The sequence below is a fragment of the Pseudomonas fluorescens genome, from assembly GCF_902497895.1.
GTDB classification, from domain to species: domain Bacteria; phylum Pseudomonadota; class Gammaproteobacteria; order Pseudomonadales; family Pseudomonadaceae; genus Aquipseudomonas; species Aquipseudomonas fluorescens_BP.
The window spans coordinates 1-22488 of the sequence record NZ_CABVHQ010000082.1 but is presented as its reverse complement, the minus strand read 5'-3'; the positions used below and the strand labels follow the sequence as shown (position 1 = coordinate 22488).

Here is a 22488-nt window from a genome sequence, read left to right as displayed (position 1 = left end):
GGCCATCCTCGAGCAGCGCCTGGCGCCCGGCACCAAGTTGAGCGAAGAAGCCCTGGGGGAAATTTTCGGGGTCAGCCGCACCATCATTCGCCGCGCCCTGTCGCGTCTGGCCCATGAAGGCGTGGTTTTGTTGCGCCCGAATCGTGGTGCCATTGTGGCCAGTCCGAGCGTTCAGGAGGCCCGCCAGGTGTTTCTTGCGCGGCGTCTGGTCGAGCGCGCAATTACCGAGTTGGCAGTGCAGCATGCGACGGCCGAAGAGTTGAGCCAATTGCGGCAAATGGTCAACGACGAGCGCGACAGTTTCTCCCGTGGCGACCGTGGGGCGGGGATCCGGCTCTCTGGCGAATTCCACCTGAAGCTCGCCGAAGCGGCGAAAAATGCTCCGCTGATCAGCTTTCAGCGCAGCCTGGTGTCCCAGACTTCATTGATCATCGCCCAGTACGAAAGCGGCAACCGTTCGCATTGTTCCTACGATGAACACACCCAGTTGATCGACGCCATCGAGGCGCGCGACGCGACACTTGCGGTGGACCTGATGATGCATCACATGGATCACATCGACAGCAAGCTCAACCTCGACGAAGACAGCGCCTCGGACGATCTGCATGCGGTGTTCTCGCATATATTGCAGACCAAGAAGCCGGGTCGGACAACCGCCAAACTTTGATTTGTTGGGCTCGCCGAAAAGATCGCAGCCTGCGGCAGCTCCTACATGGGAATGCGTACACCTGTAGGAGCTGCCGCAGGCTGCGATCTTTTGGCATTCTGACAGACCATAAAAAATCCCCCGCGACCAACGATTGCGGGGGATTTTTTATGCCCGGAAAATCTTAGCGCTGATGCACCAGATTCCCCGCCGCATAGGTCTGCAACACCGTCCGGTCATCCCCCAGGGTCATCAACACAAACAAGGTTTCGGCGATGTTATTCGCCTGTTTCAGGCGATAGCCCAGCAGCGGTGTGGCGTTGTAGTCGAGTACCAGGAAGTCGGCGTCGGTGCCCGGTTGCAGGGTGCCGATCCGGTTTTCCAGGCGCAGTGCCCGGGCGCCGCCGAGGGTGGCCAGGTACAGCGATTTGAACGGGCTCAGGCGCGCGCCTTGCATTTGCATGACCTTGTAGGCTTCGTTGAGGGTTTGCAGCAGCGAGAAGCTGGTGCCGCCACCGACGTCGGTGCCCAGGCCGACATTCAGGTTGTGTTTCTCGGCCATTGGCAGGTTGAACAGGCCACTGCCGAGGAAGAAGTTCGACGTCGGGCAGAAGGCGATTGCCGAGCCGGTTTCGGCCAGGCGCGCGCACTCGTCGTCGCACAGATGCACGCCATGAGCGAATACCGAGCGCTCGCCCAATAGTTGGTAATGGTCGTAAACGTCCAGATAGCCTTTGCGCTCCGGGAACAGTTCCTTGACCCACTCGACTTCCTGCAGGTTTTCACTGATGTGGGTCTGCATGTACAGGTCGGGGTATTCGCTGAGCAATTGCCCGGCGAGGGTCAGCTGTTCCGGGGTGCTGGTCGGTGCGAAGCGCGGGGTCACTGCGTAGTGCAGGCGGCCCTTGCCGTGCCAGCGCTCGATCAGCGCCTTGCTTTCGAGGTAGCTCGATTCCGCGGTGTCGGTCAGGTAATCCGGGGCGTTGCGGTCCATCATCACCTTGCCGGCGATCATCCGCAGGTCCAGCTGTTCGGCGGCCTCGAAGAACGAGGTCACCGATTGCGGATGCACACTGCCGAATACTAGCGCGGTGGTGGTGCCATTACGCAGCAGCTCCTTGATGAAAATGCCCGCGACCTCTTCGGCGTGGGCCTTGTCGGCGAACTGGCTTTCACAGGGGAAGGTGTAGGTGTTGAGCCAGTCCAGCAGTTGTTCACCGTAGGCACCGACCATGCCGGTCTGCGGCAGGTGGATATGGGTGTCGATGAATCCAGGGGTGATCAGCGCATCCTGGTAGTGAGTGATTTCAATATCCGCCGCCAGGCTGGCGAGCAATTCGCTGGCGTGGCCGAGGGCGCTGATCCGGCCGTTGTCGATCACCAGCAAACCGTCTTCGAAATACTCATAGGACGCTTCGATCCCCACCACGGCAGGGTCGGCGATGCTGTGCAGGATGGCGGCACGGTAGGCTTTGCGAGTCAAAGGCATGGGGGTTTCTCAGTTTGTGGCTTGGCTGCGGCGCGAGGCAGGCAGCAGTTTGGCAATGGGTTCGGCGCTGGCGCTGTGCTGGCCGAAATTCGCGTTATAGGTGGCGATGATTTCGCCGGCGATGGAGATGGCGATTTCCACAGGCAGCTTGCCTTTGACTTCGCCGATGCCCATCGGGCAGCGCATGCGTTGCAGCAGAGCGCTGTCGAAACCGCGATCGCGCAGGCGATGTTCGAACTTGACCCGTTTGGTCTTCGAGCCGATCAGGCCGAAGTAGGTGAAGTCGTTGCGTTTGAGGATCGCGGCGGTCAGTTCCAGATCGAGCTGATGATTATGGGTCATGACAATGCAGTAACTGCCGGCGGGCAGGTCGTCTACTTCATCCACCGGTTCTTCGCTGACGATTTTGCGCACACCGTGAGGGATCTGCTCGGGGAATTCCTGTTCCCGCGAATCGATCCAACGCACCCGGCAGGGCAGGCTGGCCAGCAGCGGTACCAGCGCCCGGCCGACATGGCCAGCGCCGAATACGGCGATCTGCGCCTGGACCTGGCCCATCGGTTCGAATAGCAACACGGTGACTCCGCCGCAGCACTGACCGAGGCTGGCACCGAGAGTGAAACGCTCCAGATGGGTGTCCTGCTTGCCGCTGGCGAGCATTTCCCGGGCGAGCTGCATGGCCTTGTATTCCAGGTGCCCGCCGCCGATGGTGTCGAAGCTCTGGGTGGCGCTGACGACCATCTTCGAACCGGCATTGCGCGGAGTCGAGCCGAGCTCTTCGATGATGGTCACCAGGACGCAGGGTTCGCCCCGGGTTTGCAGGTCGGCGAGGGCGTCGATCCAGTTGTTCATGTATCACCTCTTGCAACTGTGGTGTCTGTTCGGCCGTCATCGTCGGAACGCCGCCCGGAGCAAGCTCGCTCCCACATTGGATTAGCGGCGTTCACAAAATCCCTGTGGGAGCGAGCTTGCTCGCGATGGCAGCGCCGCGGTCTAGAGCGAAGCCAACTCAGGCTCAGCCTCGACGGCCTCCGCCACCTTCAACTGGCGCATCTGCTCACAGCCCCACAACACCCGCTCCGGAGTGGCCGGCGCGTCGATTTTCGGTTGATGCTTGTAGTCGCCCAGGCTGGCCACCGCATCCTTGATCGCGCACCAGGCGGCGATGCCAAGCATGAACGGCGGCTCGCCGACGGCCTTGGAGTGGAACACCGTGTCTTCCGGGTTCTTGCGGTTTTCCACCAGCTTCACCCGCAGGTCCAGCGGCATGTCGGCGACTGCCGGAATCTTGTAGCTGGCCGGGCCGTTGGTCATCAGTTTGCCCTTGGCATTCCACACCAGCTCTTCCATGGTCAGCCAACCCATGCCCTGGATGAAGCCGCCCTCGACCTGACCCATGTCGATCGCCGGGTTCAGCGAGGCGCCGACGTCGTGCAGGATGTCGGTTCGCAGCATCTTGTATTCGCCGGTCAGGGTGTCGACTATCACCTCGCAGCAGGCCGCGCCGAAGGCGTAATAGTAGAACGGCCGACCCCGGGCCTGACTGCGGTCGTAAAAGATTTTCGGGGTCTTGTAGAAGCCGGTGCTGGACAGCGACACCTGGGCGAAATACGCCTGCTGGATCAACGCCTCGAAGGTCAGGATGTGATCGCGTACCCGCACGTGACCGTTGTGGAATTCGACGTCTTCTTCGCTGACCTTGTAGTGGCGCGCGGCAAATTCCACCAGGCGTTGCTTGATGATCTCGGCGGCGTTCTGCGCGGCCTTGCCGTTCAGGTCGGCCCCGCTGGAGGCGGCGGTCGGCGAGGTGTTCGGGACCTTGTCGGTATTGGTCGCGGTGATCTGCACCCGGTCGATTTCGACCTGGAATACCTGGGCCACCACCTGCGCGACCTTGACGTTCAGGCCCTGGCCCATTTCCGTGCCGCCATGGTTCAGGTGGATGCTGCCGTCGGTGTAGATATGGATCAACGCACCGGCCTGGTTGAGGAAGCTGGCGGTGAAGGAAATGCCGAATTTCACCGGGGTCAGCGCCAGGCCTTTTTTCAGGATCGGGCTGTTGGCGTTGTAGCGACGGATCGCTTCACGCCGCTCGGCGTACTGGCTGCTTTCTTCGAGTTCGGCGGTCATTTCCTCGAGCATATTGTGCTCGACGGTCTGGTAGTAATGGGTGATGTTGCGCTCGGTCTTGCCATAGTAGTTGGCCTTGCGCACTGCCAGCGGATCGAGCGCCAGGTGGCGGGCGATCGAATCCATGACTTCCTCGATCGCGACCATTCCTTGCGGACCACCAAAGCCGCGATAGGCAGTATTCGATGCGGTGTTGGTCTTGCAGCGGTGACCGTTGATGGTCGCCTCGCCGAGGTAATAGGAATTGTCGGCATGGAACATCGCACGGTCGACGATCGACGCCGAGAGGTCCGGCGAACAACCGCAGTTACCCGCCAGTTCCAGCTGAATGCCGTGCAGCCGGCCGGTGCTGTCGAAGCCGACGTCGTACTCGATGTAGAACGGGTGACGCTTGCCGGTCATCAGCATGTCTTCAGCCCGTGGCAGGCGCATCTTGGTCGGCTGGCCGGTCAGGTGCGCGACCACCGCGCAGAGGCACGCGGGGCTCGCGGCCTGGGTTTCCTTGCCGCCGAAACCACCGCCCATTCGGCGCATGTCGACGACGATTTTATTCATCGACACGTCCAGTACTTCGGCCACCAGCTTTTGCACTTCGGTGGGGTTCTGGGTCGAGCAATAGACGATCATCCCGCCGTCTTCGGTCGGCATCACCGAGGAGATCTGGGTTTCCAGATAGAAGTGCTCCTGGCCGCCAATGTGCAGCGTGCCCTGGATCCGATGCTCGGCGGTGGCCAACGCATTGGCCGAATCACCGCGTTTATGGGTGTGGCTGTCGAGCACGAAATGCTTTTTGCGCAGGGCTTCGACCACGTCCAGTACCGGCTCGAGGTCTTCGTATTCGATGATCGCGGCCATGGCTGCCGTGCGCGCGGTTTCCAGGTCTTTTGCCGCCACTGCCAGCACCACCTGGCCGACGAACTGCACGTCATCGATGGCCAGCAAGGGGTCGCCGGGCAGCAGCGGACCGATGTCCTTCAGGCCCGGCACATCCTTATGGGTGATGACGATGCGCACGCCTTCGAAGGCGTAGCAGGGCGCGGTGTCGATGCTGAGGATTTTCGCATGGGCGCGGTCCGACAGCCGCGCGTACAGATGCAGCTGATTAGGAAATTCCAGGCGGTCGTCGATGTACACCGCTTCGCCGGACACATGCTTGTCGGCGCTGTCGTGCTTGACGCTGCGGCCGACGCCGGAAGTCAGGTCCTGGGCGAACAGCTCGGCAAGTTCCGCCTGAGTTTTTTCGACGGCATGATGATTAGACATAAGCGGTCACCCGAGTCTCGATGTGCGGTGTTTGCAGTTCGATGAAGTATTTGCGCAGCAGGTTCTGCGCACTGAGCAGGCGGTATTCCTTGCTCGCACGGAAGTCCGAGAGTGGCGTGAAGTCCTCGCCCAGAGCGGCGCAAGCGCGCTCCACCGTGGATGAACTCCACTGCGAACCGAGCAGCTGCGCTTCACAACTTTTCGCGCGTTTTGGCGTCGCGGCCATGCCGCCGAAGGCGACCCGGGCGTCAGCGATCACACCGTTTTCGATGCGCAGATTGAACGCCGCGCAGACCGCGGAAATATCGTCGTCCAGACGCTTGGAAACCTTGTAGGCACGGAACAATTGCTCGGCGCTGGCGCGGGGCACGATGATCTTTTCGATGAACTCGCTTTCCTGGCGCGCAGTCACCCGGTAATCGATGAAATAGTCTTCCAGTGCCAGGGTGCGGCGGGTCTCGCCTTTGCACAAAACGATCTGTGCGCCGAGGGCGATCAGCAAGGGCGGCGAGTCACCGATGGGCGAGGCGTTGCCGATGTTGCCGCCCAGGGTGCCCTGGTTACGGATCTGCAAGGAGGCGAAGCGTTGCAGCAATTCGCCGAAGTCCGGGTACTCGGCCTTGAGCGCTTCATAGCAATCGGACAGCGAGGTGGCGGCGCCGATTTCCAGGCGGTCGTCAAAGCGTTCGATGCACTTCATTTCGGCGACGTTGCCCACATAGATCATCACCGGCAGGGCGCGGTGGAACTGCGTCACTTCCAGCGCCAGGTCGGTACCGCCGGCCAGCAGACGGGCTTGCGGGTAGGCTTCATAAAGGTCGGCCAGGTCGGCGACGGTCAAGGGCACCAGGCAACGTTTGTCGCCGCTGTTCAGCTCGCCGGTTGCAGTCGGCGCAATAGCTTTCAGGCGGGCAATGGTCTCGGCTTCGCGGGCGTCGAACTGGTCAGTCTGCTTGCCGCAGCAGGCCTGTTCGGCAGCGGCGAGGATCGGCCTATAGCCGGTGCAGCGACAGAGGTTGCCGGCCAGCGCTTCGTGGGCCTTGTGGGAGTCCGGCTGGTCACTGTTCTTTTGCAGGGCGAACAGCGACATGACGAAACCCGGCGTACAGAAACCGCACTGCGAGCCGTGGCACTCGACCATGGCTTTCTGCACGCTGTGCAGCTGGCCCTGATGCTTGAGGTCTTCGACGCTGATCAGCTGTTTGCCGTGCAGCGACGAAACGAAGGTCAGGCACGAGTTGAGGCTGCGATAGCGAATGTGCTCGCGGCCGTCGTCGGCCGTTTGCAATTCGCCGACGACCACGGTGCAGGCGCCACAGTCACCGCTGGCGCAGCCTTCTTTAGTGCCGGATTTTCCCAGGTGCTCGCGCAGATAATTGAGCACGGTCAGGTTCGGGTCCAGGGCGTGCTCACTACGGAGTTCCTGGTTTAGTAAAAACTGGATCACGGAAGGCCTCGCAGACTCATTATTGTTGTTAACCGACTTGAGCCGAATTTAGTCATGTCTGACTTTTCGGTCAATGTTTTTCTGACTTAAAGGTCAGGAAATTCAATTTTGCCGATTAACGACACCTCTGTTTATTATTGACCCTCTCGGGATAGGTTGCCTTTGCATGGCTCTTGAATGTTTTTTCTGCGGATTTCGTGCCAAATTCAGCCCCCTGGCCATTACAATCAGCGCCCTGCGCCATTACCCGGCAACTGGGTTACACTGCGCCGCTTGTACCGATCGAAGAGTTTGGAAGGAAAACCATGACGTTCAAGGCGCCGGACAGCCTCGCCGAGCAAATCGCTCACCACCTCGCCGAACGTATCATTCGCGGGGATCTCAAACCCGGGGAGCGCATCCAGGAACAGAAGGTCACGCTGGCCCTCAATGTCAGCCGCGGTTCGGTGCGCGAAGCATTGCTGATTCTCGAACGCCGCCACCTGATTGCGATCCTGCCGCGACGCGGTGCCCATGTCACCGAGCTCAGCGCGCACAAGGTGCAGAGCCTGTGCGCGCTGATGAGCGAGCTGTACATCCTGCTGGGCAATGCCGTGGCCAATGGCTGGGCGGTTCAGGCCGATATGGCGCCGTTCCTGCAAATCCAGCAGCGTCTGGTCGCCAGCTACGAGCGCCAGGACATTCAAGCCTTTGTCGAAGACAGCTTCAATGTGATGCGTGCGGCGTACCCCTTCGCGAACAACCCATACCTGCAGGAAACCGTAGAGAACCTGCAACCGGCCATGAGCCGTGCGTATTACCTCGCGCTGGAGCAACGCAAGGCCGAGATGAGCGAGTTCCTGGAATTGTTCGAGCGACTGCTGGCCGCCGTGCTGGCCCGTGATTTGCCGCAGATTCGCGTCGTGCTCACGGCCTACGCCCAGCGCAGTTGTGATCTGGTGCTGTCTGCGCTGACGGCCGCCTGAGCATGCGGCTCAAGTGCATCAAACTGGCGGGGTTCAAATCCTTCGTCGACCCGACCACGGTGAACTTCCCCAGTAATATGGCGGCGGTGGTCGGGCCCAACGGTTGCGGCAAGTCGAATATCATCGACGCCGTGCGCTGGGTGATGGGCGAGAGCTCGGCAAAAAACCTGCGTGGCGAGTCGATGACCGATGTCATCTTCAATGGCTCTACCAGCCGCAAACCGGTGAGTCAGGCCAGCATCGAACTGGTTTTCGATAACTCCGATGGCACCCTGGTCGGGGAATTCGCGGCGTATGCGGAGATTTCCATTCGGCGCAAAGTGACCCGCGACAGTCAGAACAGTTACTTCCTCAACGGCAGCAAATGCCGGCGTCGTGACATCACCGATATCTTCCTCGGCACCGGCCTTGGCCCGCGCAGCTACTCGATCATCGAACAAGGCATGATCTCCAAGCTGATCGAGGCCAAGCCCGAAGACCTGCGCAACTTCATCGAAGAAGCGGCGGGGATTTCCAAATACAAGGAGCGTCGGCGCGAGACCGAAAACCGCATCCGTCGCACCCATGAAAACCTCGCTCGCCTGACTGACCTGCGCGAAGAGCTGGAACGCCAGCTCGAGCGTCTGCATCGCCAGGCCCAGGCCGCCGAGAAGTATCAGGAATATAAAGCCGAAGAACGTCAGCTCAAGGCGCAGCTGTCAGCCTTGCGTTGGCAGGCCTTGAGCGAGCAGGTGGGCCAGCGCGAGTCGATTATCGGCACCCAGGAAGTCAGCTTCGAAGCCCTGGTGGCCGATCAGCGCAATGCCGATGCGAGTATCGAGCGGCTGCGTGACGGTCACCATGACCTCTCCGAGCGCTTCAATCTGGTGCAGGGGCGCTTCTATTCGGTCGGCGGCGACATTGCCCGGGTCGAGCAGAGCATCCAGCACGGTCAGCAGCGTTTGCGCCAGTTGCAGGACGACCTGCGCGAAGCCGAGCGTTCGCGGCTGGAAACCGAATCCCATCTGGGCCTCGACCGCACCCTGCTGGCGACCCTCGGCGAAGAGCTGCAGATGCTCGAGCCCGAGCAGGAAATCACCAGTGCCGCCGCCGAAGAGGCCGCTGCAGCCCTGGAAGAATCTGAAACCACCATGCATGGCTGGCAGGAGCAGTGGGACACCTTCAACCTGCGCTCCGCCGAGCCACGCCGTCAGGCCGAGGTTCAGCAATCGCGGATCCAGCAGCTGGAAACCAGCATGGAACGCCTGGCCGATCGGCAACGCCGGCTGGCTGAAGAGCGTGCATTGCTGGCGGCCGATCCGCAAGACGCGGCGATTCTCGAGCTCGGCGAGCAACTGGCCGCCAGCGAGATGACGCTGGAGGATTTGCAGGCCAGCGAGGAGGGGCAAGTCGAGCGCCTGGAGCAATTGCGCCAGGAGTTGCAGCAGGCGACCCAGGCACAGCAACAGGCTCAAGGCGAGTTGCAGCGCCTCAACGGTCGGTTGGCTTCTTTGGAAGCCTTGCAGCAAGCCGCGCTCGACCCGGGCACCGGTACCGCGCAATGGTTGCAAGAGCAGCAGCTGACGGAACGGCCGCGACTGGCCCAAAGCCTGAAGGTGGACAGCGGCTGGGAGCTGGCGGTGGAAACCGTGCTGGGTGCTGACCTGCAAGCAGTGTTGGTCGACGACTTTGCCGGGTTCGATCTGGCCGGCTTCCAGCAGGGTGACCTGCGCCTGTTGAGTCCCGGCAGTGACGGCATTCGCGTGCCGGGCAGTCTGCTCGACAAGGTCGAAGCCGGGATCGATCTGTCGCCCTGGCTGGGACAGGTCAGGCCGGTGGAAACCCTTGACCAGGCTCTGGCCTTGCGTGGCCAATTGGCGGTCGGTGAAAGCCTGATCAGCCGCGATGGCTACTGGCTGGGTCGGCACTTTTTGCGGGTGCGACGCGCCAGCGAAGCGCAAAGCGGGGTGTTGGCGCGAGGCCAGGAAATCCAGCGGCTAGGCGATGAGCGCGACGAGCGTGAAGCGACCGTGGAAGCGCTCGAGACCCAATTGCAGAACCTGCGTGCACAGCAGCGTCAGCAGGAAAATGGCCGTGAACATTTACGCCGCTTGCTGCAGGACGAGGCGCGTCAGCAGGGTGAGTTGAAAGCCCGGTTGTCCGCCGGCAAGGCCAAGGCCGAACAGCTGGCTTTTCGTCGCACGCGGCTCGATGAGGAACTGGGCGAGCTCGGCGAACAGCGCACCCTTGAGCACGAACAGGTTGGCGAGGCACGCCTGCAATTGCAGGATGCGCTCGACAGCATGGCGGTCGATACCGAACAACGCGAATTGTTGCTGGCCCAGCGTGACAGTTTGCGTGAGCGCCTGGACCGGGTACGCCAGGAAGCCCGCCAGCATAAGGATCACGCTCATCAACTGGCGGTGCGCCTGGGTTCGCTCAAGGCTCAGCATGATTCCACCCGTCAGGCGCTGGAACGGCTCGAATTACAGTCCGAGCGTCTGAACGAAAAGAGCCAACAGCTCAGCCTCAATCTGGAGGAGGGGGAAGCCCCCCTCGAAGAGTTGCGTCTGAAGCTCGAAGAACTGCTCGACAAACGCATGACGGTCGACGAAGAGCTCAGGACCGCGCAAATCGCCCTGGAAGACGCCGACCGCGAACTGCGCGATGCCGAGAAACGCCGCAACCAGGCCGAGCAGCAGTCGCAGCTGATCCGTGGCCAGCTCGAACAGCAGCGCATGGAATGGCAGGCGCTGACGGTGCGGCGCAAGACCCTCGAGGATCAGTTGCTCGAGGACGGCTACGACTTGCACGGCGTACTTGCCACGTTAAATGCCGAGATCAACGAAAAAGTCGCCGAAGAAGAACTTGAACGGATTGCCGCGCGAATTCAGCGCCTCGGCGCGATCAACCTCGCAGCCATCGACGAGTACCAGCAGCAATCCGAGCGTAAACGTTATCTGGATGCCCAGGATGCCGATCTGGTCGAGGCTCTCGACACGTTGGAAAACGTGATTCGCAAGATCGATAAAGAAACCCGTAATCGCTTTAAAGATACCTTTGATCAGATCAATGGCGGTTTACAGGCATTATTTCCAAAAGTTTTCGGTGGTGGCAGCGCTTATTTGGAACTGACGGGCGAAGATCTACTCGATACAGGGGTGACGATCATGGCGCGTCCGCCCGGAAAGAAGAACAGCACCATCCATTTGCTCTCTGGCGGTGAGAAAGCACTGACCGCGCTGGCCCTGGTATTTGCCATTTTCAAGTTGAACCCGGCGCCATTCTGCATGCTCGACGAAGTTGACGCACCGCTGGATGACGCTAACGTAGGGCGCTATGCCCGGCTGGTGAAAGAAATGTCACAGACGGTGCAGTTCATCTATATCACCCACAACAAGATCGCCATGGAAATGGCTGATCAGTTGATGGGGGTGACGATGCACGAGCCCGGTTGTTCACGCCTTGTGGCAGTTGATGTCGAGGAGGCGATGGCAATGGTGGAAGCGTAAGTCTTTGTGTGTAGGATGATTTCCTAGAGATGTAGGATGTTTTTCTTTCACGACTTGCTGGCCAATCGACATATTGGCTGAAGCCATTGCGACAGACGGTGTAAAGTTATCTTGGGTCGTGCTAGTTTAATGTCAATTTTTCGTACGCGTGGGCAAAACGCCTGTCAGAACATAGAGTTGGCGCCACGTTTTAAAGGGGTTTGCAGCTTGCTAAGCCCTTTAATCATCAGCATTTTTTATAGAGGCACGGGATTACATGGAAATCGGTCTGCGCGAGTGGCTGATAGTCATCGGCATCATAGTTATTGCCGGTATTCTTTTTGACGGCTGGCGCCGCATGCGCGGTGGTAAGGGCAAGCTGAAATTTCGCCTGGACCGCAGCCTGTCCAATCTGCCCGACGAGGACACCAGTGCCGAACTGCTGGGCCCGCCGCGGGTGCTGGATGCCCATAAGGAACCGCAACTGGACGAGCATGACCTGCCGTCGGTGAGCATGCCTGCCCGCGAGGGCCGTGATTTGGGCTCCAAGCGTGGCAAGCGTGGCGGCGAACCGTCTCAGGGTGACATGAACCTCAATCTGGACCTGGATGGCGGCCCGAGCTTCAGCAGCCGTGATGATGACTTCCCGGATGAAACCCGAACCTCCAGCGCAGCTCAGGATAAAGAGCAGCCGCAAGCGGAAGAAGTCCTGGTGATCAGCGTGATCTGCCGCGATTCCGATGGCTTCAAAGGCCCGGCGCTGTTGCAGAATATTCTGGAAAGCGGTCTGCGTTTTGGCGAGATGGATATCTTCCACCGTCACGAAAGCATGGCTGGCAATGGCGAAGTCCTGTTCTCCATGGCCAACGCAGTCAAGCCGGGCGTGTTCGATCTGGACGATATCGATCACTTCAGCACTCCGGCGGTGAGCTTCTTCCTTGGCTTGCCAGGCCCGCGTCATCCGAAACAGGCTTTCGAGGTGATGGTTGCCGCTGCCCGCAAACTGTCGCAAGAGCTCAATGGCGAGCTGAAGGACGATCAGCGCAGCGTACTGACCGCCCAGACTATTGAGCATTACCGTCAACGCATCGTCGAATTCGAACGCCGCGCCCTGACCCACAAGCGCTGATACACCGTACCTGTGGCGAGGGAGCTTTCTGTGGCGAGGGGGCTTGCCCCCGCTGGGCTGCGAAGCGGCTCCAGAACCAGCCACCCCTTTGTGTCAGGTAAAACCCGTTTGCAGGATTACGACGGCTTCGCCGCCGAACGGGGGCAAGCCCCCTCGCCACAAGCAAGCCCCCTCGCCACAGTATTTACAAGATTGAGCAGCCTCGGCTGCTCTTTTGCTTTATGAGAGAACACCCATGACCGTCGCCGAAAACCGCATTCTAGAGTTGCGCACTGAGCTCGATCAGCACAACTACCGCTACCACGTGCTCGATGAGCCGAGCATTCCGGACGTCGAATACGATCGGCTGTTCAATGAGCTCAAGGCGCTGGAAGCAGAACATCCCGAGTTGGTAACCAGCGATTCACCGACTCAGCGGGTCGGCAGCGCGGCGCTCTCGGCCTTCACTCAAGTGCGTCATGAAATACCGATGCTCAGCCTGGGCAACGCCTTCGACGAAAGCACCATGCGCGAGTTCGATCGCCGGGTGACCGAGGGTCTCGACCTGCCGGCCGGCGATTTGTTCGGCGCTGGCGCGGCGGTGGAATACAGCTGCGAACCAAAACTCGATGGCCTGGCGGTCAGCCTGCTGTATCAGGATGGCGTACTGGTACGCGGCGCCACTCGCGGCGATGGCACCACGGGTGAAGACATCAGCGTCAACGTGCGAACTGTGCGCAATATCCCGCTCAAGTTGCAGAGCACCGGCTGGCCCGCGACCCTGGAAGTGCGCGGCGAAGTCTATATGTCCAAGGCCGGTTTCGAGCGGCTGAATGCCACGCAAATGGAAGTCGGTGGCAAGACCTTCGCCAACCCGCGCAATGCCGCTGCCGGCAGCCTGCGCCAGCTGGATTCGAAGATCACCGCCAGCCGTCCGCTGGAGTTCTGCTGCTACGGTCTGGGCCAGGTCTCGGCCGACATCGCCGATACCCATATCGGCAATCTGCAGCAACTGAAAAAGTGGGGCATGCCGGTCAGTCGCGAACTGAAACTGGCCAAGGGCATCGACGAGTGCCTGGACTACTACCGTGATATCGGTGAGCGGCGTAATGCGTTGGCCTATGAAATCGACGGGGTGGTGTTCAAGGTCAACAGCCTGGCCTCGCAGCGCGAACTCGGCTTCCGGGCCCGCGAACCGCGCTGGGCGATTGCCCATAAATTCCCGGCGATGGAAGAGCTCACCGAGCTGCTCGATGTGGAGTTCCAGGTGGGTCGCACCGGCGCCGTGACGCCGGTGGCGCGCTTGAAGCCGGTCAAGGTCGCGGGCGTTACCGTCTCCAATGCGACGTTGCACAATATGGATGAAGTAGCCCGTCTGGGGTTGATGATCGGTGACACGGTGATCATCCGCCGTGCCGGGGATGTGATCCCGCAAGTGGTGCAAGTGGTCAGCGAGCGTCGCCCGGAAAACGCCCGCCCGGTGCAGATTCCCGAGAGCTGCCCGGTGTGCGGCTCCCATGTCGAACGCACGCAATTGGTGAAACGCAGCAAGGGGCGCGAAACCGTCAGCGAAGGCGCGGTCTATCGCTGCGTCGGCCGACTGGCCTGTGGTGCACAGCTCAAGCAGGCGATCATCCATTTCGTCTCGCGGCGCGCCATGGACATCGAAGGCTTGGGCGAGAAGAGCGTCGAGCAATTGGTGGATGAAGGCCTGGTAGGTTCGCCGGCGGATCTTTACACCCTGAGCTTCGAACAGATCGTCGACCTCGAAGGCTTTGCCGAGCTCTCCAGCAAGAACCTGTTGAGTGCCATCGCCGACAGCAAAAAACCGAGTCTGGCGCGGTTTATCTACGCACTGGGCATTCCCGATGTCGGCGAGGAAACCGCCAAGGTGCTGGCGCGCTCACTGGCGTCACTGGCACGGGTTCAGCAGGCGTTGCCGGAAGTATTGACCTACTTGCCGGATGTCGGGCTGGAAGTCGCCTACGAGATCCACAGCTTCTTCCAGGATCAGCACAACACAACCGTTATCGAGCAGTTGCTGGCTCGCGGCCTGGAGATCCAGGACCAGGGCGAGTTGGGCGCGGAGTTCGCAGCCAGCACGACCCTGGGAGGACTGATCGACAAGCTGCATATTCCCTCGGTCGGGCCGGGCGGGGCGCAGAAACTGGCCGACAAGTTCGGCTCGCTCGAAGGCGTGATCAACGCCGACTGGCTGGACATGCGCCAGGCGCTTGCCGAGAAGCAGGCCAAGGCGGTGCGTGAGTTCTTCGATAACCCCGAGCGCGCTGAACGTGCGCTGGCGATCGAGAAGCAGCTGCAAGACTTCGGCATGCATTGGCACAGCGAACGGAAAGTCGTCGAAGGTCTGCCGCTGGCCGGCCAGACCTGGGTGCTGACCGGCTCCCTGGAACTGATGAGCCGCGACATCGCCAAGGACAAACTCGAAAGCCTGGGCGCCAAGGTGGCGGGTTCGGTATCGGCGAAAACCCACTGCGTAGTGGCCGGACCCGGTGCCGGCTCCAAGTTGGTCAAGGCCAATGAGCTGGGTTTGAAGGTGCTGGACGAAGAGGCGTTTGTCGAGTTTTTGGGCAAGCACAACATTTCGGTGTAGCGCATATTTGTGACTGGAATGCATTTGTGGCGAGGGGGCTTGCCCCCGCTCGGCTGCGCAGCAGTCGTAAAATCGGCCGATGCGTTCTAACTGAAGAATCTCGATAGCTGATTTTAGGACCGCTTCGCGCTCCAGCGGGGGCAAGCCCCCTCGCCACAGCAAGCCCCCTCGCCACAGGTTCGGCGCTCGCCACATTGGGCTGCGCAGTTCCCTGAAAACCGTGGAACCCTTGCCTCTCAACCATGATCTAGTCTTGGCAAGCCCCAGGGAGAGATCGCCATGTACCGCTTCTTTGAACAACTCAGCTCGCGCATCGCTGCACCCTTGATGGGCGAGAGCAGTCGCAACAGCAAGCTTTGGCACTGTCGCTGCGGGCAGGCATTGTTCTTTCGCAACAGCCAGTGCCTGGCCTGTTCGGCGGCATTGGGTTATCAGCCGCAGCAGAGTCGCTTGTCCTCGCTGCAACCCGGCCCACAGGTGGCTACCTGGCTACTCGATGCCGATCCCGAGGCTGGGGTATTTCGCCGCTGCGCCAACCTCGACTCCCCGGCCGCCTGCAACTGGCTGTTGCCGGCCAACGACCATGCTGCGCTGTGCGTAGCCTGTAGCCTGAACCACACCATCCCCGATCTGTCGATTACCGAGAACCCCGAGCGCTGGCGCAAGGTCGAAACGGCGAAGCGGCGTCTGGTCGCACAGTTGATCAGCCTGGGCTTGCAAGTGATCCCGAAAACCCTGGACGAAGAAACCGGGCTGGCCTTCGATTTCATCGGAGTCGACCTCGAAGGCAAATCGCCAACCACCGGCCATGCCAACGGCCTCATCACCCTCGATATCAAAGAGGCCGACGACGCCCATCGGGAGCAGATCCGGGTGCAGCTGCACGAACCCTATCGCACCTTGCTCGGGCATTTTCGTCATGAGGTGGGGCATTACTACTGGGACCGGCTGATCGCCAACAGCCACTGGCTGGAACCCTGTCGCAGCCTGTTCGGTGACGAGCGCGCCAACTATGCCCAGGCGCTGGAACGGCACTACCAGCAGGGCGCGCGGGGCGACTGGCAGCAGGGCTACGTCAGTGCCTACGCCAGCATGCATCCGTGGGAAGACTGGGCAGAAACCTGGGCTCACTACCTGCACATGATGGACGCGGTCGACACCGCGCTGGGCTTTGGCATGAGCGCGCGGCAGATGGACTTCGACTATCAGCCCTTCGCCCTCGACACCCTCTACGATCCGCAGCATCCCGGTGGCGCGGCATTCCTGTCTTTCGTCAACGCCTGGATCGAACTGGCCGGCATGCTCAATGAGCTGTCACGCAGCATGGGCCAGGCGGATTTCTATCCCTTTGTCCTGCCGCCGCCGGTTATTGCCAAGCTGCATTTCATTCACCTGGTCATCCAGCAGGAGGGCGGGCGGGCGGATGAGGCGGTGCAGGATCATTAAAAAAACAAAGATCGCAGAGCAACGCAGGTCCTTGACCCTGCTCATATTTTTTAATCCCAATAGACGGTTGTAAGTTCTCGTCAGATCGGTACAATGGCGCGGCTCGCCACTGGCGAGCGTCGTTATGGTGACCCCATCGGTCCCCCCGCAACGATCAGCCGTGAACCCGGTCAGGCCTGGAAGGGAGCAGCCGCAGCGGTGACATTGTGTGCCGGGGTGTGGCTGATGGGGTTACCACCTATCTCTAAGTCCTTGATTATTCAAGGATTTATCAGTAAAAAAACTCGAAGTGTGACAGCGTTTAGGTACACCAAAGTGGTGCACCATAAGCGGTATGCTATCGCGTCTGTTTCAGCTGATCCACTCGAACCCCAAGCTCGTAAGTTCAGCTTCCTTTTCCTTTTTGCGACAGGGCGGCTATGTCCTTGGTGGTCGTTCGCTGGTTAAGGTCGAGGTGAGGTAGTCCATAACGTGGTCCACCACATCATCTGAGCCACGATCTTGGATATCGGTCACGAGCAACATCCCTCATATCTAGTCGGTGCTGATCTCCCGGAAAGGACTTACCGTTGCGGTGAACAATGTCGTGTCGTACTGACACTGCTCTCAGGAGCCGCCACGCATAATGGCCTCGAAACGTGAAAGTTCATTCTGTACCTAGTTGCTGGCTATTATTAATAATTGCTACTGCTCCTCCAGTTCCACCGCCACCGCCACCGCCACCGCCACCTCCTCCTCCTCCTCCAGTTCCGCCTCCAGTTCCACCTCCAGTTCCACCTCCAGTTCCACCTCCAGTTCCACCTCCAGTTCCTCCACCAGTTCCACCACCGGTTCCTGTTCCCGTTCCTGGCTGGGATGCTCCTGATGTGGGGGCGGGTGTCGATGTGGTGGCCGCTCCCTCATCGTTATTTTCGTTACTACGGGTGTTGGCGTAACCGCCAGCAATAGCGAATTGATTAAGTAGGAGGTCATAACTAACGATAGCCGCTGCATTTTTGCCTTGGTAGCCTACACCCACGGGGAGCCCAAACATTGGGGTGGCGGCAAAGGGATAGTAGCTAATACCTGCCGCCGCGATAGCGCTATTTTCATCCCTGGTAGAAGTTGCATGAAGTGTAAGGCCTATGCCAGTGTTTGAGCCAAATGCATAAGTTATGCCGGCAAAAGCGCCTATATCAGCGTGTGCGATCGGTGCTGCACAAGAGACAAGTGCAGCTAAAATAATTTTTTTCATTTCTATCACCCCAAGAAGGTCTGGAAAAATCCTCTTTCTCGCAGTCCGCAAAAAGCAATAACTCATGAATCATGAAGTTTTTTATTTTTAGATCGGCTCCTTCGAACCGGGTGGGGATTTCCTAGGGCCCCAAAGTCTATGCGACATGATAATGACATTACATGACGTGACGTGACGTGAGCTTAGGCTTGAAGGGGCGAATTTCAAGACCGCTCGTCGGCAGATATCTGCGAGAGGTGCCGCGCTTGATGGTCCCGAACTGGTCTGTCCACGGAACTGGAGAGATGCACCACTCTCGCTCTCGACGTAGAAGCTTGCGATCTTGTGGTGCTGACCGTTCGCCATGTGCCACCACGCTTTCCTTCTTCTATATACAGCTTGGATAGAGTGGCCAGGGTGGGGCCGTCGCTGTTTCGCTTCACGGCATTGGTTGGTGCCTTCCGTGCATCAGGTTGGATCGTTGGCGAAGGGGCAGAGTCTCGCCACTCCGAACACAGCCTACGCAGCGTCTGAAGGTCTGCCATGGGGTATTCATTCAGGTGGCTGTGGATTTACTGGGCGAGTGAGGCGGCGTTCAGGCTTAAACGCAAAGTGTGACACCTCGAGAAGAGGTGCTTGGGCAGCTTGAGATTGAGGTAGTAGAGCGCTCCGCGCTTGATCAGGTAGGCCATGGGTGTGACACCAAAGTGTTACAGCAAAGCTTCTTTTCGCATTCGTACTCGTTACGCCCGCGCTTTGACGTTCACTGCTGGCGGGCGGTTGGCTCCGCTTGCAGCGGCACATCAGTGCCGGTGTAGAGCTTGATGATGGCATCGATTTCGCCGGACATCTTCATTCGCAGCAGGGTGCGCAGAATCAGTTGCACCGGCAGTTTCGGGTCGTTGCGCACATAGCAGCCGACGTTTTGCTCCTGCAGGACGGCGACGCCGCGTAGCTGATCGGCAGGTAAAAGCTTTTGATTGAACCAGTCCAGGGTCCATTGATTGGTCACTGCATAGTGATAGCGACCGGCCATCAGTTTTTGCAATACCTGTTCCTGATTGCGTGCATCGTCGCGCTGCAGTTGGCCACTGTCGAACAGCGGCTGGAGTTTTGGGTAGATGTAACCAAGCACCGTGCCGATATTTTGTTTAGGCAGACTCGAGGGCACTACCAGCGCGGGAAGGTCTTGCCTGCTGACCAGCAGGTCGCGCTGAAACAGCAATGGAATGCTCCAGAGGTAGTCGCCTGACTGGTTGGGCAGCCAGGATTGCGCGGCATAGCAACGCACATCGATCTCGCCGCGTTCCATGGCACTTTGCACCCGGCTGCGAGCCAGCACGTGGAACTCGGCAGGGCGGCCGACCTGGGTTGCCAGGCTGAGCATTATGTCATGCAAAATGCCTTGGGTCGGCTGGTCGCGTTCAATTTGCACCATGGGCATGGCCCAGCTGTCGGTCACTGCGAAACGCAGCGGGGCCTGCGCGGCAAAACCGTTTGCGCTGACCAGCAGCAAAGCGGCCCAGGCTAAATGCATAAACGCTCCCGCAAGACCACGACAAGGCTCGACAAAATGCCATTCAAAGAGCAGCTTAGCCAGATTAGAAGAGCACACCGGATGCAATTTCGTCCTTGCTCCGCTAGCATTACCCGCTTCCGCTTCCCAGTTGCGACGGTTTTCGATGAGTTATCAGGTTCTTGCACGTAAATGGCGTCCGCGCTCGTTCCGCGAAATGGTCGGCCAGACCCATGTGCTCAAGGCTCTGATCAATGCCTTGGACAGCCAGCGGCTGCACCATGCCTATTTATTTACCGGCACCCGCGGGGTGGGCAAGACCACCATCGCGCGGATCATTGCCAAATGCCTGAACTGTGAAACAGGTATTACCTCGACGCCGTGCGGCACCTGCTCGGCGTGCAGGGAGATCGACGAAGGGCGCTTTATCGACCTGATCGAAATCGACGCCGCGAGCCGGACCAAGGTCGAGGACACCCGCGAGCTGCTGGACAACGTGCAGTACGCGCCGAGCCGCGGGCGCTTCAAGGTCTACCTGATCGACGAAGTGCACATGCTGTCCACCCATTCGTTCAATGCGCTGCTCAAAACCCTTGAAGAGCCGCCGCCCCACGTCAAGTTCATCCTGGCCACCACCGATCCGCAGAAACTTCCTGCAACAATTCTTTCGCGGTGCCTGCAGTTCTCCTTGAAAAACATGACTCCGGAGCGGGTGGTCGAGCATTTGACCCATGTCCTGGGGGTCGAGAACGTACCGTTCGAAGAGGATGCATTGTGGTTGCTGGGCCGCGCGGCCGATGGTTCGATGCGCGACGCCATGAGCCTCACCGATCAGGCGATCGCTTTCGGTGAAGGCAAGGTCATGGCCGCCGATGTCCGGGCGATGCTCGGGACCCTGGATCACGGGCAGGTCTACGACGTGTTGCAGGCATTGCTCGATGGCGATGCCCGGGCGCTGCTCGAAGCGGTGCGCCATCTGGCCGAGCAAGGGCCGGACTGGAATGGCGTGCTCTCGGAAATCCTCAATGTGTTGCACCGTGTCGCCATCGCCCAGGCCCTGCCTGAAGCCGTCGACAACGGCCAGGGCGACCGCGACCGGGTGCTGGCGCTGGCCCAGGCCTTGCCGGCCGAAGATGTGCAATTCTATTACCAGATGGGCCTGATCGGCCGCCGCGACCTGCCGCTGGCGCCAGACCCCCGTGGTGGTTTTGAAATGGTCCTGTTGCGGATGCTGGCCTTCCGCCCGGCAGACAGCACGGAGGCGCCCAGGCAACCGCTAAAGCCAGTAGGGATCAGCCAGGCCACAGTTGATTCCGCAAACTCCGTGGCTGCCGCGCCTGTGGTTGCGCCGGTGGTCGCTGCCAGTGCCGCTGCGGTCGCTGCACCGGCCCCTGAACCAGTCGCATCTGTGGTAGTACCGGAACCGCTCATCACACCGCCGGTGGTGGAACCTGCGGTGGTCGCCGTTGAAGTCGTGGATCTGCCGTGGAACGACCCGGTAGAACCGGTCATCGAGCAACAGCCGGCGGTCGAGCCGATGCTCGAGACCGCCGCCGAGCAGCCTGAATTGACCGCGATGCCTGGACCGACGCCCGACAGCGCGGTGCCGGATGCTCCCGAATGGGTAGCCGCGCCGGTGCCTGAGCCGTCGGTAGCCGAGGTCGATGCGGCCACTCCGGGCATGGACCAGGATGACGAGCCGCCGCTGGATGAAGACTACATTGAGCCGGACATGGATTCGGCCTACAGCTATCTGGATGAACTGGCCAGTGAACACACCGCCGAGCCGGCGCCGGAACCTGAGCCCGCCCCGGCGCTGAAACCGGCCACCGGCCTGGCCCTGGAATGGCTGGAACTGTTTCCGAAATTGCCGATTTCCGGCATGACCGGCAGCATCGCCGCCAACTGCACGCTGATGGCGGTCGATGGCGATCATTGGCTGCTGCACCTGGACCCGGCCCACAGCGCACTGTTCAATGCGACCCAGCAGCGACGCTTGAACGATGCGCTGAACCAGTATCATCAACGCACGTTGACGGTGAGCATAGAGCTGATCAAGCCCGAGCAGGAAACTCCGGCCCAGGCCGCATCCCGACGCCGTAACGAGCGCCAGCGCGAGGCCGAAGAGTCGATCCACGGTGATCCGTTCATCCAGCAAATGATGCAACAGTTCGGCGCGGTGATCCGTAACGATACTATTGAACCTGTCGAGGCTCTGGTCACTCAGGGCTAATAACTGAAGGTGCCTGGCCTGACGGGCCGAGCGCTATTTTTATCCAAGTACTTTTGAGGTGATTCCCATGATGAAAGGTGGCATGGCCGGCCTGATGAAGCAGGCACAGCAGATGCAGGAAAAAATGGCCAAGATGCAGGAAGAACTGGCCAACGCCGAAGTGACCGGCAAGTCCGGTGGCGACATGGTGACGGTGGTCATGACCGGTCGTCACGACGTCAAGCGCGTCAGCATCGACCCAAGCATCGTTGAAGGCCTCAACGAAGATGACAAGGAAATGCTCGAAGCCTTGTTCGCCGCCGCCGTCAACGACGCCGTGCGCAAGATCGAAGCCAACAGCCAGGACAAAATGTCTGGCATGACCGCCGGCATGCAATTGCCACCGGGCATGAAGCTGCCGTTCTAGGTCGTTTTGGCGAGTGGGATGCACACTAAGAATGCCAGGCCTTGAGCCTGGCATTTTTTTTGTAGACTGAAATCTTCTGTGCCTGCCAGACCCATTCGCGGGCTTGCCCGCGAATGCGGCCTGACAGCCGGCCTGGCTCTCGTGGATGTACATCGATCCACTGTGGGAACTGGCTTGCCCGCTCTCGCGGATGTACCCAATCCCACTGTAGGAGCTGCCGAAGGCTGCGATCTTTTGATCCTGGCGTTTGGTCGGTGTACATATCCATTCCTGCGGTAACGGCACTAATAGTTCCGCCTTTACGGCGACTATTTCCAGACGCCCTGTAGGAGCTGCCGAAGGTTGCGATCTTTTGATCTTGGCGTTTGGTCGGTGTACATATCCATTCCTGCGGTAACGGCGACTTATGGTTCCGCCCTTACGGCGTGTCACTTTTTCAGACGCCAAAAAGTAACCAAAAGGCTTCGCCCCAGCGTCCGGCACCTCGCCTAGGCTCGGTGTTCCCTCGCTCCGGCATTCATCAGGGGGCATCGCCTCCGGTC

14 protein-coding genes and 1 other RNA gene are annotated in these 22488 nt (G+C 60.0%); 9 read left to right on the top strand and 6 right to left on the bottom strand.

Translation table 11 applies throughout. The features are described from left to right. A partial coding sequence (locus tag F8N21_RS26955; protein WP_150645026.1) for a GntR family transcriptional regulator occupies positions 1-667 on the top strand: 667 nt, incomplete at its 5' end. Positions 668-830: 163 nt separating this feature from the next. On the opposite strand, the gene guaD is transcribed toward F8N21_RS26955, so the two are convergent. The 4 genes from guaD to xdhA all read right to left on the bottom strand — a co-directional run bounded on the left by guaD (position 831) and on the right by xdhA (position 6975). After that, the gene (gene guaD / locus F8N21_RS26950; protein WP_150645025.1) at positions 831-2135 is read right to left on the bottom strand and encodes a guanine deaminase; all 1305 of its coding nucleotides are present in this window, start codon (positions 2133-2135) and stop codon (positions 831-833) included. Between the two features lie 9 nt (positions 2136-2144). Next, the gene (xdhC, locus tag F8N21_RS26945) at positions 2145-2987 is read right to left on the bottom strand and encodes a xanthine dehydrogenase accessory protein XdhC (protein ID WP_150645024.1); all 843 of its coding nucleotides are present in this window, start codon (positions 2985-2987) and stop codon (positions 2145-2147) included. 141 nt (positions 2988-3128) lie between these two features. Next, positions 3129-5528, bottom strand: a complete 2400-nt coding sequence (gene xdhB, locus F8N21_RS26940; protein WP_150645023.1) for a xanthine dehydrogenase molybdopterin binding subunit — start codon at positions 5526-5528, stop codon at positions 3129-3131. Next, positions 5521-6975, bottom strand: a complete 1455-nt coding sequence (gene xdhA, locus F8N21_RS26935; protein WP_150645022.1) for a xanthine dehydrogenase small subunit — start codon at positions 6973-6975, stop codon at positions 5521-5523. Before xdhA ends, xdhB begins: the two co-directional genes overlap by 8 nt. Positions 6976-7280: 305 nt before the next feature. Here xdhA and F8N21_RS26930 point away from each other — a divergent pair, with 305 nt between their 5' ends. The 6 genes from F8N21_RS26930 to ffs all read left to right on the top strand — a co-directional run bounded on the left by F8N21_RS26930 (position 7281) and on the right by ffs (position 16809). Then, on the top strand, positions 7281-7940 hold the full coding sequence (locus tag F8N21_RS26930) for a GntR family transcriptional regulator (protein WP_150645021.1): 660 nt from the start codon (positions 7281-7283) through the stop codon (positions 7938-7940). A gap of 2 nt (positions 7941-7942) precedes the next feature. After that, on the top strand, positions 7943-11431 hold the full coding sequence (gene smc / locus F8N21_RS26925) for a chromosome segregation protein SMC (protein WP_150645020.1): 3489 nt from the start codon (positions 7943-7945) through the stop codon (positions 11429-11431). 256 nt (positions 11432-11687) lie between these two features. Next, complete coding sequence (gene zipA / locus F8N21_RS26920) at positions 11688-12539, top strand: cell division protein ZipA (RefSeq protein ID WP_150645019.1); 852 nt, start codon at positions 11688-11690, stop codon at positions 12537-12539. 235 nt (positions 12540-12774) lie between these two features. Beyond that, entirely contained in the window at positions 12775-15132 is a 2358-nt protein-coding gene (gene ligA, locus F8N21_RS26915; protein WP_150645018.1) for an NAD-dependent DNA ligase LigA, read from the top strand. 279 nt (positions 15133-15411) lie between these two features. Then, positions 15412-16578: a putative zinc-binding metallopeptidase gene (locus tag F8N21_RS26910; RefSeq protein WP_150645017.1), complete on the top strand. Its 1167-nt coding sequence runs from the start codon at positions 15412-15414 to the stop codon at positions 16576-16578. Between the two features lie 134 nt (positions 16579-16712). Next, positions 16713-16809: signal recognition particle sRNA small type (gene ffs / locus F8N21_RS26905), an RNA gene on the top strand. A 453-nt stretch (positions 16810-17262) separates the two neighbouring features. On the opposite strand, the gene F8N21_RS30610 is transcribed toward ffs, so the two are convergent. Next, complete coding sequence (locus tag F8N21_RS30610; protein WP_191624413.1) at positions 17263-17403, bottom strand: hypothetical protein; 141 nt, start codon at positions 17401-17403, stop codon at positions 17263-17265. Between the two features lie 1151 nt (positions 17404-18554). Then, positions 18555-19328, bottom strand: a complete 774-nt coding sequence (locus F8N21_RS26890) for a substrate-binding periplasmic protein (RefSeq protein ID WP_150645016.1) — start codon at positions 19326-19328, stop codon at positions 18555-18557. 145 nt (positions 19329-19473) lie between these two features. On the opposite strand from F8N21_RS26890, the gene dnaX reads away from it, so the two are divergent. After that, on the top strand, positions 19474-21540 hold the full coding sequence (gene dnaX / locus F8N21_RS26885) for a DNA polymerase III subunit gamma/tau (RefSeq protein WP_150645015.1): 2067 nt from the start codon (positions 19474-19476) through the stop codon (positions 21538-21540). A 67-nt stretch (positions 21541-21607) separates the two neighbouring features. Beyond that, a complete protein-coding gene (locus tag F8N21_RS26880) occupies positions 21608-21946 on the top strand; it encodes a YbaB/EbfC family nucleoid-associated protein (RefSeq protein ID WP_150645014.1) in 339 nt (112 codons plus the stop codon). Positions 21947-22488: the final 542 nt, after the last annotated feature.

Coding starts and splice junctions, on each gene's coding strand:
- xdhC (WP_150645024.1), bottom strand. CDS start 2,987: ATGAACAACTGGATCGACGCCCTCGCCGACCTGCAAACCCGGGGCGAA.
- guaD (WP_150645025.1), bottom strand. CDS start 2,135: ATGCCTTTGACTCGCAAAGCCTACCGTGCCGCCATCCTGCACAGCATC.
- F8N21_RS26910 (WP_150645017.1), top strand. CDS start 15,412: ATGTACCGCTTCTTTGAACAACTCAGCTCGCGCATCGCTGCACCCTTG.
- smc (WP_150645020.1), top strand. CDS start 7,943: ATGCGGCTCAAGTGCATCAAACTGGCGGGGTTCAAATCCTTCGTCGAC.
- zipA (WP_150645019.1), top strand. CDS start 11,688: ATGGAAATCGGTCTGCGCGAGTGGCTGATAGTCATCGGCATCATAGTT.
- F8N21_RS26880 (WP_150645014.1), top strand. CDS start 21,608: ATGATGAAAGGTGGCATGGCCGGCCTGATGAAGCAGGCACAGCAGATG.
- dnaX (WP_150645015.1), top strand. CDS start 19,474: ATGAGTTATCAGGTTCTTGCACGTAAATGGCGTCCGCGCTCGTTCCGC.
- xdhB (WP_150645023.1), bottom strand. CDS start 5,528: ATGTCTAATCATCATGCCGTCGAAAAAACTCAGGCGGAACTTGCCGAG.
- ligA (WP_150645018.1), top strand. CDS start 12,775: ATGACCGTCGCCGAAAACCGCATTCTAGAGTTGCGCACTGAGCTCGAT.
- F8N21_RS26890 (WP_150645016.1), bottom strand. CDS start 19,328: ATGCATTTAGCCTGGGCCGCTTTGCTGCTGGTCAGCGCAAACGGTTTT.
- F8N21_RS26930 (WP_150645021.1), top strand. CDS start 7,281: ATGACGTTCAAGGCGCCGGACAGCCTCGCCGAGCAAATCGCTCACCAC.